The sequence below is a fragment of the Streptomyces roseifaciens genome, assembly GCF_001445655.1.
In the GTDB taxonomy this organism is placed as follows: domain Bacteria; phylum Actinomycetota; class Actinomycetes; order Streptomycetales; family Streptomycetaceae; genus Streptomyces; species Streptomyces aureoversilis.
On record NZ_LNBE01000003.1, the window covers coordinates 2528742 to 2543157 of the forward strand.

Annotated in this window: 11 protein-coding genes; 7 read left to right on the forward strand and 4 right to left on the reverse strand. The window is 69.5% G+C overall.

The annotated features are described in order from the left end of the window. Positions 1 to 15: 15 nt before the first annotated feature. On the reverse strand, positions 16 to 594 hold the full coding sequence (locus AS857_RS16710; RefSeq protein ID WP_058043867.1) for a TetR/AcrR family transcriptional regulator: 579 nt from the start codon (positions 592 to 594) through the stop codon (positions 16 to 18). A 70-nt stretch (positions 595 to 664) separates the two neighbouring features. Here AS857_RS16710 and AS857_RS16715 point away from each other — a divergent pair, with 70 nt between their 5' ends. Both AS857_RS16715 and AS857_RS16720 read left to right on the forward strand, forming a co-directional pair. Beyond that, entirely contained in the window at positions 665 to 1558 is an 894-nt protein-coding gene (locus AS857_RS16715) for an NADP-dependent oxidoreductase (RefSeq protein ID WP_058043868.1), read from the forward strand. A 114-nt stretch (positions 1559 to 1672) separates the two neighbouring features. After that, positions 1673 to 2794: an FAD-dependent oxidoreductase gene (locus tag AS857_RS16720; RefSeq protein ID WP_058043869.1), complete on the forward strand. Its 1122-nt coding sequence runs from the start codon at positions 1673 to 1675 to the stop codon at positions 2792 to 2794. 509 nt (positions 2795 to 3303) lie between these two features. On the opposite strand, the gene AS857_RS16725 is transcribed toward AS857_RS16720, so the two are convergent. Beyond that, the gene (locus AS857_RS16725; protein WP_058043870.1) at positions 3304 to 6426 is read right to left on the reverse strand and encodes a non-ribosomal peptide synthetase; all 3123 of its coding nucleotides are present in this window, start codon (positions 6424 to 6426) and stop codon (positions 3304 to 3306) included. A 245-nt stretch (positions 6427 to 6671) separates the two neighbouring features. Then, positions 6672 to 8477: an MFS transporter gene (locus AS857_RS16730; RefSeq protein WP_063804271.1), complete on the reverse strand. Its 1806-nt coding sequence runs from the start codon at positions 8475 to 8477 to the stop codon at positions 6672 to 6674. A gap of 778 nt (positions 8478 to 9255) precedes the next feature. Here AS857_RS16730 and AS857_RS16735 point away from each other — a divergent pair. Beyond that, positions 9256 to 9852, forward strand: a complete 597-nt coding sequence (locus AS857_RS16735; protein WP_063804333.1) for a hypothetical protein — start codon at positions 9256 to 9258, stop codon at positions 9850 to 9852. Positions 9853 to 10678: 826 nt separating this feature from the next. Here AS857_RS16735 and AS857_RS16740 read toward each other — a convergent pair. Next, positions 10679 to 11185 (reverse strand): hypothetical protein, encoded by a 507-nt coding sequence (locus AS857_RS16740; RefSeq protein WP_058043872.1) that lies wholly within the window; start codon positions 11183 to 11185, stop codon positions 10679 to 10681. Between the two features lie 758 nt (positions 11186 to 11943). On the opposite strand from AS857_RS16740, the gene AS857_RS40695 reads away from it, so the two are divergent. The 4 genes from AS857_RS40695 to AS857_RS16760 all read left to right on the forward strand — a co-directional run bounded on the left by AS857_RS40695 (position 11944) and on the right by AS857_RS16760 (position 14348). Continuing rightward, positions 11944 to 12135, forward strand: a complete 192-nt coding sequence (locus AS857_RS40695) for a hypothetical protein (protein WP_144440861.1) — start codon at positions 11944 to 11946, stop codon at positions 12133 to 12135. A gap of 243 nt (positions 12136 to 12378) precedes the next feature. Continuing rightward, positions 12379 to 13026: a hypothetical protein gene (locus tag AS857_RS16750; protein WP_144440862.1), complete on the forward strand. Its 648-nt coding sequence runs from the start codon at positions 12379 to 12381 to the stop codon at positions 13024 to 13026. Between the two features lie 330 nt (positions 13027 to 13356). Beyond that, entirely contained in the window at positions 13357 to 13851 is a 495-nt protein-coding gene (locus AS857_RS16755; RefSeq protein ID WP_058044197.1) for a hypothetical protein, read from the forward strand. Between the two features lie 137 nt (positions 13852 to 13988). Then, positions 13989 to 14348, forward strand: coding sequence for a hypothetical protein (locus tag AS857_RS16760; protein ID WP_058043875.1), 360 nt, complete (start codon positions 13989 to 13991; stop codon positions 14346 to 14348). Positions 14349 to 14416: the final 68 nt, after the last annotated feature.

Sequence of the window (14416 nt, forward strand, 5' to 3'; positions counted from 1 at the left end):
CGTTCCACACACAGGTCATGAAGGACAGGCGACCTCCCAGGCCGCCTCGATCATCCGGAAGATCTCGTCCACCGCGGCCTGCGGATCGGTCGCCTCGCGGGCCAGCGAATAGGCGTCGATCACGAACCTCGCGATCGTCCGGCAGGCCGTTGTGGTCTGCGACAGGGCGAGACCGGCGGCGATGGCCGTTGCCAGCGACTCCGCATGGCGCAGCCGCATCGACTCCTCGTACTCCCGCAGGGCAGGTGATGCGTCGATCATGCGCCAGATCGGGGCGGCGCTGTCCGCCGTGCAATGCCGTACCAGGGCCTGGATCTCGCGGCGCAGCGCAGGGATGAGCGGCTCGTGCGGCGCCCGGACGGTGGCCGCCTGCGTGAGGCGGTGCTCGAAGTCGTCGTCCTGCTCGAACACCAGGGCCTCTTTCGAGGGGAAATGGGAGAAGAGCGTGGTGACGGCCACGTCGGCCTCGGCGGCCACGTCCCGGATGCCCACCGCGTCGTACCCGCGTTCCAGGAAGAGCCGCAGGGCGGTGTCGGCGATCTTCTGGCGGGTCGCGGCCTTCTTGCGTTCGCGGCGTCCGGGCGGCACGGTCATCCCCTGATGCTATCAAGCACAAAAGTGAAACGGCTTCAAAACACTAACTGTTAGCGTTACAGTCGGCCGTATGAAGAGAGTGAGCTTCGCCGAGTTCGGCGGTCCGGACGTTCTGCACCTCGTGGACGCCGAGGAGCCCCACGCGGGCCCCGGTCAGATACGCGTCGCCGTACGGGCAGCGGGCGTGAACCCCGTCGACTGGAGGATCCGTGAAGGCCAGTTCCAGAAGGTCCGTCCGATCGAGTTGCCCGCCGGAGTCGGGCAGGACGCCGCCGGGGTGGTGGACGAGGTGGGCGAGGGCGTCGACGGCGTCAAGGTCGGCGACCGCGTGTTCGGGCGAGGCTCGAGCACCTATGCCGAGTTCGCCGTGCTGTCGGCCTGGGCCCGTATGCCCGAGGGCCTGACCTTCGAAGAGGCGGCCGGGTACCCCTCCGTGGTGGAGACCGCGCTGCGCATCATCCACGAGGTCGGTGTGCAGTCCGGGCAGACGCTGCTGGTCAGCGGTGCGTCCGGGGGAGTCGGATCGGCGGTTCTGCAGATCGCCCGCGACCGCGGCATCGCGGTGATCGGCACGGCCGGGGCTGCGAACCAGGACTATCTGCGCAGCCTGGGTGCCGGCGCCACGACGTACGGCGAGGGCTGGGTCGAGCGGGTGCGGCAGCTCGGCCAGGTCGACGCGGCTCTCGATCTGGCCGGTTCGGGCGTGATCCGCGAGCTCGTCGAGCTGACCGGGGACCCGCGGAAGGTGATCTCCATCGCCGACCTCGGTGCGCCGGAGCTCGGTGCCCGGTACTCCGGCGTGACCGGGAACGTGCCGGAAGCCCTCGTCGAGGCCGTCGGCCTCATCTCGCGGGGGAAGCTCCACATCCCGGTCGAGAAGTCGTACACGCTCGCCGAGGCCGCGGCGGCGCACATCGACAGCCAGGCCGGTCACACGCGCGGGCGCCGGATCGTGGTCGTCTGAGCCGTTTCCCGCAGGCCGGTGTCCTGCGCAATGACGCGGCCCGGCAAGCTGCCTTCCTTCCGGAGAAGCCGGCCGGGGCCCACCCGGCAGGTGTGCGACACGTAAGGAGCCCCCATGCACACTCCTGTCACGATCATCGGCGCCGGACTCGGCGGCCTCTTACTGGCCCGCGTCCTGCACGTCCACGGCATCCCGGTCGCGGTCTACGAGGCGGAGCCCTCCCCGACGGCGCGTTCGCAGGGCGGGATGCTCGACATCCACGACCACAACGGCCAACCGGCTCTCCGGGCGGCCGGTCTGATGGACGAGTTCCGCGGCATCGTCCTGGAGGGCCGCCAAGCGATACGGATCCTCGACCGGAACGGAATCGTCCTGTTCGACAAGGCCGACGACGGCACGGGCAAAAGCCCCGAGGTGCAGCGCGGCGAGCTGCGACAGATCCTGCTCGACGCACTCCCCGCCGGCACCGTCCGATGGGGTCACAAGGCCACCGGCATCCGCGCCCTCGCCGAGGGCCGCCATGAGGTGACCTTCGCAGGTGGCACCACCGCCGACACGAGCCTGCTGGTCGGCGCGGACGGCGCGTGGTCACGAGTCCGCCCGCTGCTTTCCAACGCCACACCCGAATACATCGGCCGGTCCTTCGTCGAGACCTGCCTGTACGACGCCGACACCCGACACCCGGCCACTGCGAAAGTGGTCGGCGGCGGGACGCTTGTCGCGCTCGACCCGGACGGGAACGGGAAGTGGTTCGTGGCTCACCGGGAAAAGGACGGGACTCTGCACGCATACATCACACTGACCAAACCGCAGAACTGGTTCGCCACCGTCGATTTCACCGATGCCGCCGCAGCCGCCGCGCGGATCGCGGAGGAGTACGACGGCTGGGCACCGGAACTCACCGCCCTGATCACCGCGGGCGAGACCGCACCCGTCCTGCGCCCCCTCCACGCCCTGCCGATCGGACACCGCTGGGACCGGGTGCCGGGAGTGACCCTGCTCGGCGACGCCGCCCACCTCACGGCCCCCAACGGCGAAGGCGCCAACCTGGCCATGCAGGACGGCGCCGAACTCGGCAAGGCCCTCGCCGCGCACCCCGACGACATCGAGACCGCCCTCACCGCATACGAGCAGACGCTGTTCCCCCGCGGCACCGCGGCCGCCGCCGAAGCCCCCCACAACCCCACACCCCAGGAGTTGATCAACTTCTTCACCCGAGGCGAGCGGACCGGATGAGCCACTCGTCGTGTGGTCCCAAGGGAGGGCGACGAGGAAGTCGGCTCCACCTGCCGCGTCGAGCTTCTCTCTCTTGGTGAGCTCTGCGGCGACCGAGACGGCATTCGCACGGTTGTCCAGCAACACCGGCCGACACTCACCCTGCCCCGGTCGATGCAGCTGCCCACTCGAACTGCCCAGACCCGGCGGGGGGGCGTAGAGGCTGGACGGCGGCCATCGGTTCGCCGTCGACCGCGATCACGCGCAGGGCGCGGCCGTGTGAAGGGGTCACGTGTTCCTGGAAGAGGAACGGCGCCTCCTGCGTGGCTGCGGGCCACCTCGGTGAGCAGGCGTGGGCCGGGGGCCAGCAAGACCTGCCCGCTCTTCGACCGGCCGCCTTGGACGCCGAAGAGCAGCTCGTTGGTGTTGTCCCTGCCCTGCCCTGCCCCGCCCTGCCCGCCAGGTCAGTGGTCGGGCAAGGCAGGACAGAGCAGGGCAGGACAGGGTAGGACGGATGTGCGATGCCGGGGTCAGCCGAGCGCTTCGCGGGTCAGGGCTGCTACCTGTTCCAGGGTGGGCTCGCCCGCGATCCGGGTCAGTTGCGCCACAAATGCCTTTTCCTGTTCCGGGGCCAGCAACTCTTGGCAGACGGCCCCGGCCATGGCGAGCAGCGAGAGTGAATCCCCGCCGAAGCGGTGGAAGTCGGCCTGGGCGTCCAGCCGGGAGCGTTCCACCCCGAGGGTGCGTGCCCAGATGTCCGCCACTGCTTCCTCGACCGGATCCGTCGGATCCGTCGCCTCGGCCGCCCCGCGCCTGTCCGCACTGTCCACTTCTTCGCCGTCGAACGGGTCCGGCAGTGCCTTCGTGTCCACCTTGCCGCTCACTGTGTAGGGCAGTTGGGGCACCACCATGGTGGCGGCCGGGACCATGTAGGAGGGCAACAGCTCGGCCAGGTGCCCGGTCAGCTCCGCTTCCGTCACGGGGGAGGCGGTCAGTACGTAGCCGTACAGGGCTTTGCCCGGGTGGCCGGGCCTGGTCCTGGCGACCACGACGGCCCGTTCCACTGCGGGGTGCTGCTCCAGGGCCTGGGCCACCTCGGCGGGTTCCACCCGGTGCCCGCGTACCTTGACCTGATCGTCGATGCGGCCCACGTACTCGATCTCGCCCGACGGCAGGATCCGGGCGAGGTCGCCGGTGCGGTAGACGCGGCTGTCGTCGGCGAGGTGGACGAACCGCTCCCGGTCGAGATCGGGGCGGCCCAGGTAGCCGCGGGCGAGCTGCGCCCCGCCCAGGTACATCTCGCCGGTCTCGCCGGGGGCGACGAACCGGCGCTCGGAGTCCAGCAGGAATACGGTCGTGTTGTCCGCGGGGAGCCCGATCGGTACCACGGAGCCCGCGCCGTCCGCTTCGGGATCGAAGATGTGGGCGGTGCACCCGATGGTGGCCTCGGTCGGGCCGTAGAGGTTGATGATGCGGCAGTCCGGCCCGAACATCTCCTGGGCCCGTGCGGCCACTTCCACCCGCAGCTGCTCACCGACCACGACCACCGTCCGGTATCCGGTGGGCGACAGGTCGAGCCGTCCGATCAGGTCGAGGTGGGCCGGGGTGAGGTTCAGCGTGTTGGCGCCCGAGTGCTGCAACAACTCGCGTAGCGAGAGGTGGTTGGGGTCGTCCGGCATCAGCACCACGCGACCGCCGGCCAGCAGCGGCAGGAAGACCGACGTACCCGAGACGTCGAAGGACGGTGAGGTGAGCAGAGGCATCCGGGTGTCAGTGTCCACGTCGAACGCGCGGGTCGCCCAGTGGACGTAGTTGAGCAGGTTCCGGTGCTCGATCTGCACACCCTTCGGCCGGCCGGTGGAGCCCGAGGTGTAGATGACGTAGGCCAGGTCCTCGGGACTGACGGCGGCGTCCGCGACGGCGTCCTTTTGGGATTCGGGAGCGGGGGCGGACGCGGGAGCGCTGACCGCGAGGTCGTCCAGAAGCAGCGCCTTGCGGCCCGATCGGACGCATTCGCGCTGGTCGTAGGGTCGTTCCACCAGGCAGAAGGTGACGTCGGCGTCGTCCAGCAGGTCGATGAGGCGGGCGTCCGGGTGCCGGACGTCCAGCGGGAGGTAGCACGCCCCGGCCCGGAGTGCGCCCCACAGCCCGGCCAGGGCGGCCACGGTGCGGCCCGCCAGCAGTCCCACCACGCTGCCGGGGCCGACGCCTTGACGGCGCAGTTCGGCGGCCACCGAATCCGCACGGATGCTCAACTCCCGGTAGCTTACGTCGCCTTCGGGGCCGCTGACCGCGATGCGGTCCGGCGTGCGCTCGACCTGTGCACGGAAGAGTTCGACGACCGAGCGGTCGGACGGCAGCGGGCGTTCGGTGCGGTTGCCCTCCCACTGCCGGTACTCCCCAGGGGACAGGGCCTCCTCGATGGTGTCCAGCACGGCGTCCGCGCGCTCCGCCATGCCGGGGCCGTCATGCCAGGCCACGGTCAGTTCCGTGTGCCCGCCGGTTTCCACCAGGTTGACCTCCAGGGGGCTGCCGGGGCTGGTGGTGCCCAGCGTGTAGACCGTGCGGGCGCGGAACTCCCCGGCACAGTAGTCGGCCAGGTCGACGCTGCCCATGTGCGAGAGGTAGGCCAGGCTGTTGTAGCGGTTCTTCCGGGTCGCGAAGTGGTCGATCCCGGCGTTGACTGCCCGCAACAGTGGCAGTGGCATGCGCAGCGTCGACTTGGCGAAAGGCGGGGCCAGTTCGGCGCTTTCGGCCAGTGCGGCGAGTATCTGCTGGTGCACCTCCTGCCAGGTGTCACCAGCGCTGACGTCCAGCCGCAGCGCGCGGACGAGCGAGGCGGTGGAGCGCGGTTCCGGGAGGTGGCGACGCAGGTCCACCGGTACGAAGAACCGCCCGCGCCCGGAGCCGTACGTGTGGGCCAGCACCGCGGCGATCCTGGCCGTCGCAGCCGGGTGGCGGCCGTCCACGGTGCGCCGGCGCCAGAGGAGGCCGGGTGAGGCCGCCGGGCGGCGGCCGAGCAGCGACGGCCACTCCATCTTGGGGGTGGGCAGGGCCGGCGGCAGGCCGCCGGGCCGGACGATCTGCTCGATCAGCTCCTCGTCGTTGAGCAGGGACGGTGCGCCGAGCGGATCCTCGCCGCGCAGCACCCGGAACACGTCCGCGGCCCAGAGCAGCAGGCCGCGCCCGTCGGTGACGCCGTGGAAGGCGCGGAACACCACGGTGGAAGGCGTTCCGGGTATCAGCACCACCTCGCAGGTGGCACCGGAGCCGTCCAGTGTGCGGTGCAGGTAGGGCGCGCCGAGGCGGTCGTGGTCGCCAGGCGTACGGTCGTGGTCGTCGGGCGTACCGGCAACCACGGTGACGGTGGGAGGTGTTCCGCTGTCCACCCAGCGGCGGCCCTGGCGTATCAGCCGCATCCCGGGCGATGCCGCGGCGGCGACGGCCACCGCCTTGGCCAGGCCTTCGGCCGACAGGTCGCCGTCGCCCTCCACTACGTGGACCACGCAGTGCCCCGGTCTCATGCCCAGGAACACCCACTCCATGGGGGACACGGCGCGGGTGTAGGGCCGGGAGCCGGCGCCGGCGGGGTTGGTGTGAACGGTGACGTCGAGCGGCCCGGATGCGGAGCCGCTGTTGCGTTGATTTCTCAAGATTGATCGCAATCGTTGTGGCGTTACATCGACTCTCGCCGTGTGAGGCGGCCGGCCTTCCGGCGGGCTCTCCGCCCGGCGAGTTCCGCACCGGTGGTGCGGCCGGGATTTCGGCGCGGTTCACCGCGCATGGTGCGGGGCGGCGGGCAGCGGGCCGGGCCCTGCTGCGGAATGCCCCTGGTTCTTCGGCTGACCTCTGTGGCCCCCTGATCGGGAAGGTCGTCCATCCGAGCTGGTGCGAGCCGTCAGCTCTGGCTGCTGCTCCGGCTGCTGCTCCGGCCCTGCGTGGGCGCGGCCGCCAGGACGGTGGCCTCCCCGGACCCGGACCCGGCGCTGGCGCCGGCGGCGTCAGTGGCTGGGGTGTCGTTCGGCGCGGCGTCAGTGGCTGGGACGTCAGATGAACAACCGCTGGCGGACGGAGAGTTGGCGATGCCCGGGGTATCGGTTTCAACTTCAACCCGGTCCGGCTTCGCCTCCGGGGACGGGGACGGGGACGGGGACGGGAGCGGGGATGGGGACGGGGGCGGGGGCGGGGTGCTTGCCGGGAGGTGACGCATCAGACGGCCCCCCAGCAGCGCCGCGCCGGTCATGACGACCAGGCCGACCAGCGCCGCCAGGTGCATCCCGTCCGCGAACGCCGCCCGGGAGGCGGTGGCCAGCTCGTTCCGGGCCAGGTCCGGCAGTCGTGCTGCCACGGAGACCGCGCCGCCGAGCGTGTCACGCGCGGCATCCGCCGCCTGCCTCGACAGTCCGGACGGCATCGAGTCGGTCAACTGCGAGCGGTAGACCGCCGCGCCGACTGCGCCGAGCACGGCGATCCCCAGCGAACTGCCCAGCTCGGTGGCGGTCTCCGAGGTTGCGGCGGCAGCACCGGCCCGCTCGGCCGGAGCGGCCGAGATCGCCAGGTCGGCGGTGAGCGTCATGGTCCCGACCGTGCCCGCGCAGAGCACACCGGCCGCGGTGAGCACCAGCGCCACCGGGGAGTCGGGCCCCACCAGGGTCATCAGCCCGAAGCCGAGCGCACCCACCAGCAGTCCGCCGGCCATCTGATGGGCGGGGCGGACCCTGCCGGAGAGCGCCGAGGACAGGCCGACCGCCACCCCCACTCCGGCACTCGGCACCAGAGACCAGAGCGAGGCCGCGAGCGGGCTCATGCCCTTGATCAGTTGCAGGTACTGCGAGGTGAAGAGGGTGAAACCCATCATGGCGAACATGGCGACCGTGTTGACGGTGAGCGCACCGCTGAAGGTCCGGATCCTGAAGAGGCCCAGGTCGATGAGCGGATGTGCCGCCGTGCGCTGGCGGCGGACGAAGAGGGCGCCCAACACCAGCCCGGCGACCAGGACCAGTGCCGGAGCCGGGCTCCAGCCCTCGATCGCCAGCGTCTTGACGCCGTAGACGAACGGCAGGACCGTCGCCAGCGAGAGCCCGGCGCCCAGCAAGTCGAAGCGGCCGTCGCGCGGGGCGCGGTACTCGGGGAGCAGGAACGGGCCCGCGAGCAGCAGCAGCGCCATGACCGGTATGGAGAGCAGGAAGGTCGACCCCCACCAGAAGTGATTCAGCAGCAGCCCGCCTGCCACCGGCCCCAGCGTGGCACCGGCGGTGCTCGCGGCAGTCCAGGCGATGATGGCGGTCTGCCGTTGCCTGGGGTCGTGGAACATGTTGCGGATCAGCGCGAGCGTGGAGGGCATCAGGGTCGCGCCGGTGATGCCGAGCAGCGCGCGGGCTGCGATCAGCTGGGCGACTCCGTCGGAATACGCGCCCAGCAGGGATGCCGCGGCGAACCCGGCCGCGCCGCCGAGCAGGAGCCGTCGGCGGCCGATGCGGTCTCCGAGGGCCCCCATCGGGATCAGCAGCCCGGCCAGCAGGAACGAGTAGCTGTCCATGATCCACAGCTGCTGGGTGCCGCTCGGCTTCAGGTCGCTGCTGATGAACGGCACGGCGAAGAACAGCACACCCATGTCCATCGAGAGGACCAGGGTGGGAAGCAGGAGGACGAAGAGTCCCGTCCAGGTACGACGATCGGCGAGGCCGTTTGGGGCGGCGGTCATGGAGGCGACGGTACGTATGTTCAATATGGCTGTATAGGAAGAACGTCCAACTCCACTGCGCAGAGCCATCGTTTAGGGGGGATTAGGGGGGCCGATCACGGCTTGGCGCGTTCGTGCGGTTACGCAGCGTTGGTCGACTGGCAGGTTCCGTCTCGTCGTCCTTTGGTGGGTCTGCCGACGGTGCAACTGTGTTGTCTGCCGGGTCAGGCGCGGGCTGCACGCTGTTGTCGGTCTCGGTCTCGGTCTCGGTCTCGGTCTCGTCGCGCAACCGCAGGAAGGCGCCCTCGGAACCGGACTATTCTCGCGAGTGCGGGGGTAGCCCCGAGCGACCGGGGCCGGATGAGGTCGGTTCAGTAGGCCAGGGGCTCGCCGTTGAGGAAGCGGCGGGCTTCCGAGGCGACGAAGTGGTCAGGAGGCGGGTGCAGGTCGGTACTGGTCCGGTGGGGTAGACGTCGAAGCCGGCGCCGGCCAGGTGACGTGCTGGTGCTGGTGAGCCCGGCGTCGGTGTACGTGGACGACGTCTACGGTCATTGCGCGGGCGAGGGGCTTCTCCAGGCCGGTGGTCGGGGCGCGTGGTGAACGCCACTCGTTCCGGTACCGTGGCTCGACCGCGTCCATTGCTCACGTCTTGCCGTCGCGCACCTCCGCCACCGGCGGCGGTGGCCGAGTGCGGTCCAGACGGTGCCTCAGCCGACCGGGGAAGCGTTCACGGCAGCTCGGCTCTGCGGCAGATGAATTAGGTGTACTGCTGGGTGCGCCAGGCCGTAGGCTCGTGATCGTGGGATTGGATATCACTGCTGTCATCGTGGACTGGGCCGAACTGGAGACCATTCCTGTCCTTGAGCGCAAGGGCGTGCTCATCGAGGCTGCGGACCCGGATGACTATGACGGAGCACTGGAGGAAGGCTGGGGCTGGCTGCCTCCGGCCCCCGCATCGTTCCCGTCCTGGTGCGCACGGTACGAGTTCGCCGGCACCCTGGGGTCTTTCAAGCCGCACTTTTGGGCGGGGGAGCGGTGGGAGGCGGTTCGCGAGCATGTCCCGGCTGACCTGCGTACCGCGCTGGACACTTTCCTCGCCGGGCTGATCTGGGTTCCGCCGGGCGCCGACGGCGACCTGGACGAGGATGCCGCCGAACCGTGGTACGGGGCCATGTTGGTCTACTGCCCGCCCTCGGGTGTACCGGCCCTGGCCCAGGCATGGACCGCAGTCGGCCCCCGGCTCGAAGCGCTGCGCGAACCGTTCAACACCTACGCAGCCGCCTCCGGCAAATGGGTCGGTCGGTTCGAGGAATTCACCACGCTGCTCCATGGGTGGGCCGAGGTCGTCGCAGAAGCCCGCCGCCGTGGATGGGGGCTGATCGGGCTGCCGATCTGATCCCGCTCCGCCACGTGCGAGCCACGGTTCCGCCCCCCGGCCTCGACGGAGGGGCGCACGGGCGTCGTTCCCGGATTCCGCGGGGCCGTGGCGAACCGGCACTCGCCGATGACCGCAGTGCAGTGCACATGTGGTCGACGACACTGGTCTGCCGTCCAGCCTTGGACGGCAGCCCGGCTGGGCGCGAGCGAGCTGAAGGCATGCTCAGGACGGGAGTGCCCTGTCTCGCTGGCTTTGCCAATCCCGAAGCCATTGCCGCGCTCGTTCCTGGATGCCGTGGAACGGGCTCCAAGTATGGGCGGGAGGCACAGACCGGGGGAGGGGTGCAGCGACCGGAGGCCGCCGTGCTGGAGGAGGTCTGTGACGCCTTCGGCGCAGGCGGCCACGGTCGGCCAGGACCGGATCCGCCGGTCCGGGTGGGCCGTGGTGCGCGGCACGGCCGGCGGCTCGCTGACCTCCTGGCCACCTGGCAACCCCTGGAAACGTGCTCAACACCGGCGACACCGATCCGTTTCGTGACCTGATCGAGGCGCTCTGCCTGGTGGAACTGCAGCGGCGGTTTTCGCTGGTGAAGCGATGAGGTGACACCCCGCGGACTGCGCCCCTCGCCGCGCTGGTCGACGACGAAGGGCTGCTCGCCGGGGGTGGTGGAGCTCCCGTCACCGGTGCCGGGTCGGTGCCTTCATCGGAGGGGTCTGTCTGGGGCAGGCAGGGTCCGGCAGAGGTGGTCGTGCGCTGGCTCGGACGCGGTCCTAGTCGGTCTGGGTGGTTCTTGGGCCCTGGGGTCAGCGGCTGTGGCCGTCGGCCTCGGCTGTGGTGTGAGGCGTCAGTACCGCAGTGCGCGGCGGACTTCGGCGGTGACTGTACCTGTGAGGTTCCGGTTGCTGCGGGCGGTGGCGCGGGCGGTGCCGCCCGCGGAGGTCTCGGGGACGTCGAGAACGATCACGTCGGCCAGGTTGCCTGACGGGTCATGAAAATTGATCAGGATGGTGTAGCGCCTGGGCTTCGAGTCGTGGTTGGTGACGTTCACCTGGACTTCCTTCCGGCCGTCGGAGTCGGTCGCGACGGTGCCGAGAGTGACGTCTGCCTGGGCGTTGAGTCCGCCTTTGACGTTCGTCAGGGCGGCCGCGGCAGCTGCCTCGGCGGAGGCGAGAGTGGATGCTGCCGCACTGCCGGCGGCGGAGGCGACAGCGGACGCCTTCGACCTGGCTGCGGATGCCGCCGCGGAAGCAGAGGAGCCGGCGGGCTTGTCCGATGAGCAGCCGGTCAGTGCGGCCCCGCCGAGCATGACGGCCAGCGCGGCACAGGCACATCGGTTGACCTGACGTTTCATGGGTTGGGTTCTCCTGGTTCGACGGTGCTACCCGTCCAGGGTCGGCTGGTCCGGCGCGCCGTGCCGGCAGGGCACGCGCGGCACCCGGGTGACGCCGATGGGCATCAGGGCCAGCACCGTCTGTCATGGCCTGACAGGGTTGCACTCTGCGTGGTTGCTGCCAGGAGGGCTGTCCCTTCCGTCAGGGGTGGTGCGACCTCTACGAGGAGGGTGCAACTGTCGCTGCCGGAGACCTCCGGCAGCGACAGCCATGACGAGCCCGGGTGTGGCCGCCTGCTCCTTGCCTCTGTGGGACGGGTGGACGGGCCCGGGCCGTGAGGGAGGGTCAGGGGGGGGCCGCGGGCTTGGGACATCGTGAGCCCACCGCCGTGGCGGCCTGGTGCGGTGCAGCCGGGGGCTGTCTACTTCGGGAAGTAGTCCGAGCAGTGGTATGCGGTTCCGATCTTGGTGTGGCCCTCGATGTAGACGACCTTGAGCCCTCTGGGCTGCTGGAGGGTGGTCTGGTAGCTGCCCAGGGCGGCCTGCCCTCAGGGCCGGTGCGCCAGCTGTAGTTGCTGAACGAGCCATCCTTGTTGTACGAGCTCAGCCGGACCTTGGGGGCCACACCGTCACTGCGCAGGTCATAGGTGCGTATGAACACGTCCTACTTGGCGGTGGGTTTGCCGCTCCCGCGGAAGGTTGCGTCGACCCAGAAGGTCTTTCCCCTGTCCTGGCAGCGGATGGTGAACGCCCCAGCCTTCCACCAGGCACTGACACACGTGAGGCGGCCGGCCGCCAGTACTACGAGACCTCCGTCGACGCCGTCCGCGCCCTGCTGGCCCAGCGTCCGCCCGCTGGCGCCACAGATCGTCGCCACGCTCAACCCGGAGATCGAGCTGGCCGATCTGGACCAGGACATCTTGGAGATCGGCTACCCCGGCCGAGGGCGCCACGCCGCTCAAGCACCGTGATCGCGCCACCGCCTCCGCCGGTCCGGCGACGCGGCAGCGCTTTGTCGCACTGGCATCCGAGAGATTGAGCCATACGGGGTACACCGTGCGCTCGCAGAACTCCTCCGGACTTCGCATCAGTAGCTTGGTGCGTACATGCCCTGAAGGGCGGCGTCGGGTCGGGAGGAGTGCGCCATGCGCCGATATTCTGTTGTCGCAGCAGCAGTTGCAGGGGTCATCAGTCTGACTCTGGGAAGCGCCGCCGTGGCGGAGCAGCCAGGGCCACGACTGGCCGGACGCTATCTGAACCTCCACCAGTGCGTCTATGTCGGCAGTGGCGGGCACTACACGAATGTGCTGCCGAACACGGCGAACACGGCATTCAACACGGGTACGAACGTCTCCAACACGCCGGACACGGCGCTCTCGTGCGGCACGGGCGGCGGGGGCTGGCGTCCCGCTCTCGCCAACTCCGCGGTGAAGGCCTTCGACCTCACCACTGGCCGGTACCTGAACCTGCACCAGTGTGTGTACTTCTCAGCCGGGCAGCACTACACGGCCGTGCTCCCGAACACCCCGAACGTCAACTTCAACACCGGCACCAACGTCTCCAACACCGCCGACAGAACGCTGACCTGCAGCCCGGGAGGAGGCGGCTGGAGGTTGCTGCCGGCCAACTCCGCCGTCCAGTCCTTCGATCTGACAGACAACCGCTACCTCAACCTGCACCAGTGCGTGTGGACGTCGGGCGGGCAGTACTACATGGGCCTACTGCCCAATACCCCCAACGCCAACTTCAACACCGGCACCAACGCGTCCCGCACGCCCGACACGACGCTGAACTGCCGCCCCGGCAGCCCAGGCTGGTCTCTCGACCAACTCAACTCGGCATACCGCCCCCTGGGCGGTTGAGCCTGGACTGACGCGATCGCCGGATACTCCCGGGGCCGTCATAGCACCAGGAGCGTCCGGCACCGGCGCTCACCCGATACACCTAGGGCCTGTCTGACGGCCGGTGACCGCCAGGTACTTGGGTCGCTCTGAGTTGCGTGGGTCGGGGTGGCTTGAGTGAGGCGGAGTGCGGCCGGCCGGAAGCGCACCTGCCCGGGAATGCCGGGGCGGGGAGACCGGTGGAAGTGTCACCCCAGCTGACCAACGGGATTCTGCCGGGGATGCGCACGGAGAGGTTTTGCGTGCCATTTGTGCCATGGCGTCGACGGCGCGGGCTGGGAAGATCACATCATGCTGCGAACTCTGGAGATCACCGCCGAGGTGGCTGTGCCCCGGCACGATGAACCGTTCCACAACCTGCACTGGCAGAAGCAACTGGAGCTGAGCCTGGACTGCTTCATCTGCCGGCGTACTGACCGCACCACCTTCTTCCGCCACGGTGAGGAGCAGGCGCTCTGCTCGGGCAGTTCGGATGTGGAGCACCCTGCCGCGGGCCGCATCTCTGCCTTCGACGTCACCACAGAGCCCGAACGGCAGATACTTCGGGCCCTCATCGATTACTGGTGGGCGCCCTTTAAGGACAAAAAACGAAACCAAACCGCCGTCGCACCCACCCGCGCACCCGGGGTGCGCCTCTCCCTGGGATACCTGTGCCCCGAGAAACGGCAGACAGAATCCTTCGGCCTGCAAAGCAACGTGCAACGCCCCGCGAGCGAAAACTGCACACACTGCGCTCACCTACTCGCCACCAGCACACAGGCCCCCCGTATCCGCCTGCTCACCTGAGTCCACGGCAGCGGGTAGCCCCGTGCGGGGCAGCGGAAGCGGGAAGGGAGCCCGGCGGGGAGCCGAGGCACCTATGGGCCGACGTCAGTCGAAGTCCGGGCACATCAGGGCTGTAACGAGAGAAAGGGGACATCTCGATGGGGACTTACATATCGATCAGAGGATGGCTGGAGTGCGGCGACAAGCAACTCGCCGCCATTCAGGGGATCATCTCGGCCCACGAAGACGATCACTACTCAAACGGGTGGGGCGCACCCCGTCGGCACGTCAACTGGACCCACTACCTCTTCTACGGCGCCGATGTCCGCGAATCAGCCCTGGACTGGTTCACTGACCAGATCACAGAGATAGCCCGGATCCGTGACGACGACGGGTACCTCGTCCGGGGACTGTTCCTCGCCACCCACGAAGTCACCGGGACCACGGAATGGCAGGTCCGCGACGGCCGGCTCTTCACCTCCCCGGCCGGCACCAGATACCAGTACTTGACCGAATAGCCCTCCTCCCCATCCCGAGCGCTACCTCGCTGCGGCGTGAACCCGCGCCCCAGGCCCTCAGGGCCCCG

Bases quoted from the DNA above. Each gene is read 5' to 3' on its own strand.
- AS857_RS16740 (WP_058043872.1), bottom strand. From the start codon at position 11,185: ATGAAACGTCAGGTCAACCGATGTGCCTGTGCCGCGCTGGCCGTCATG.
- AS857_RS16755 (WP_058044197.1), top strand. From the start codon at position 13,357: ATGCTGCGAACTCTGGAGATCACCGCCGAGGTGGCTGTGCCCCGGCAC.
- AS857_RS16710 (WP_058043867.1), bottom strand. From the start codon at position 594: ATGACCGTGCCGCCCGGACGCCGCGAACGCAAGAAGGCCGCGACCCGC.
- AS857_RS16715 (WP_058043868.1), top strand. From the start codon at position 665: ATGAAGAGAGTGAGCTTCGCCGAGTTCGGCGGTCCGGACGTTCTGCAC.
- AS857_RS16730 (WP_063804271.1), bottom strand. From the start codon at position 8,477: ATGACCGCCGCCCCAAACGGCCTCGCCGATCGTCGTACCTGGACGGGA.
- AS857_RS16720 (WP_058043869.1), top strand. From the start codon at position 1,673: ATGCACACTCCTGTCACGATCATCGGCGCCGGACTCGGCGGCCTCTTA.
- AS857_RS16760 (WP_058043875.1), top strand. From the start codon at position 13,989: ATGGGGACTTACATATCGATCAGAGGATGGCTGGAGTGCGGCGACAAG.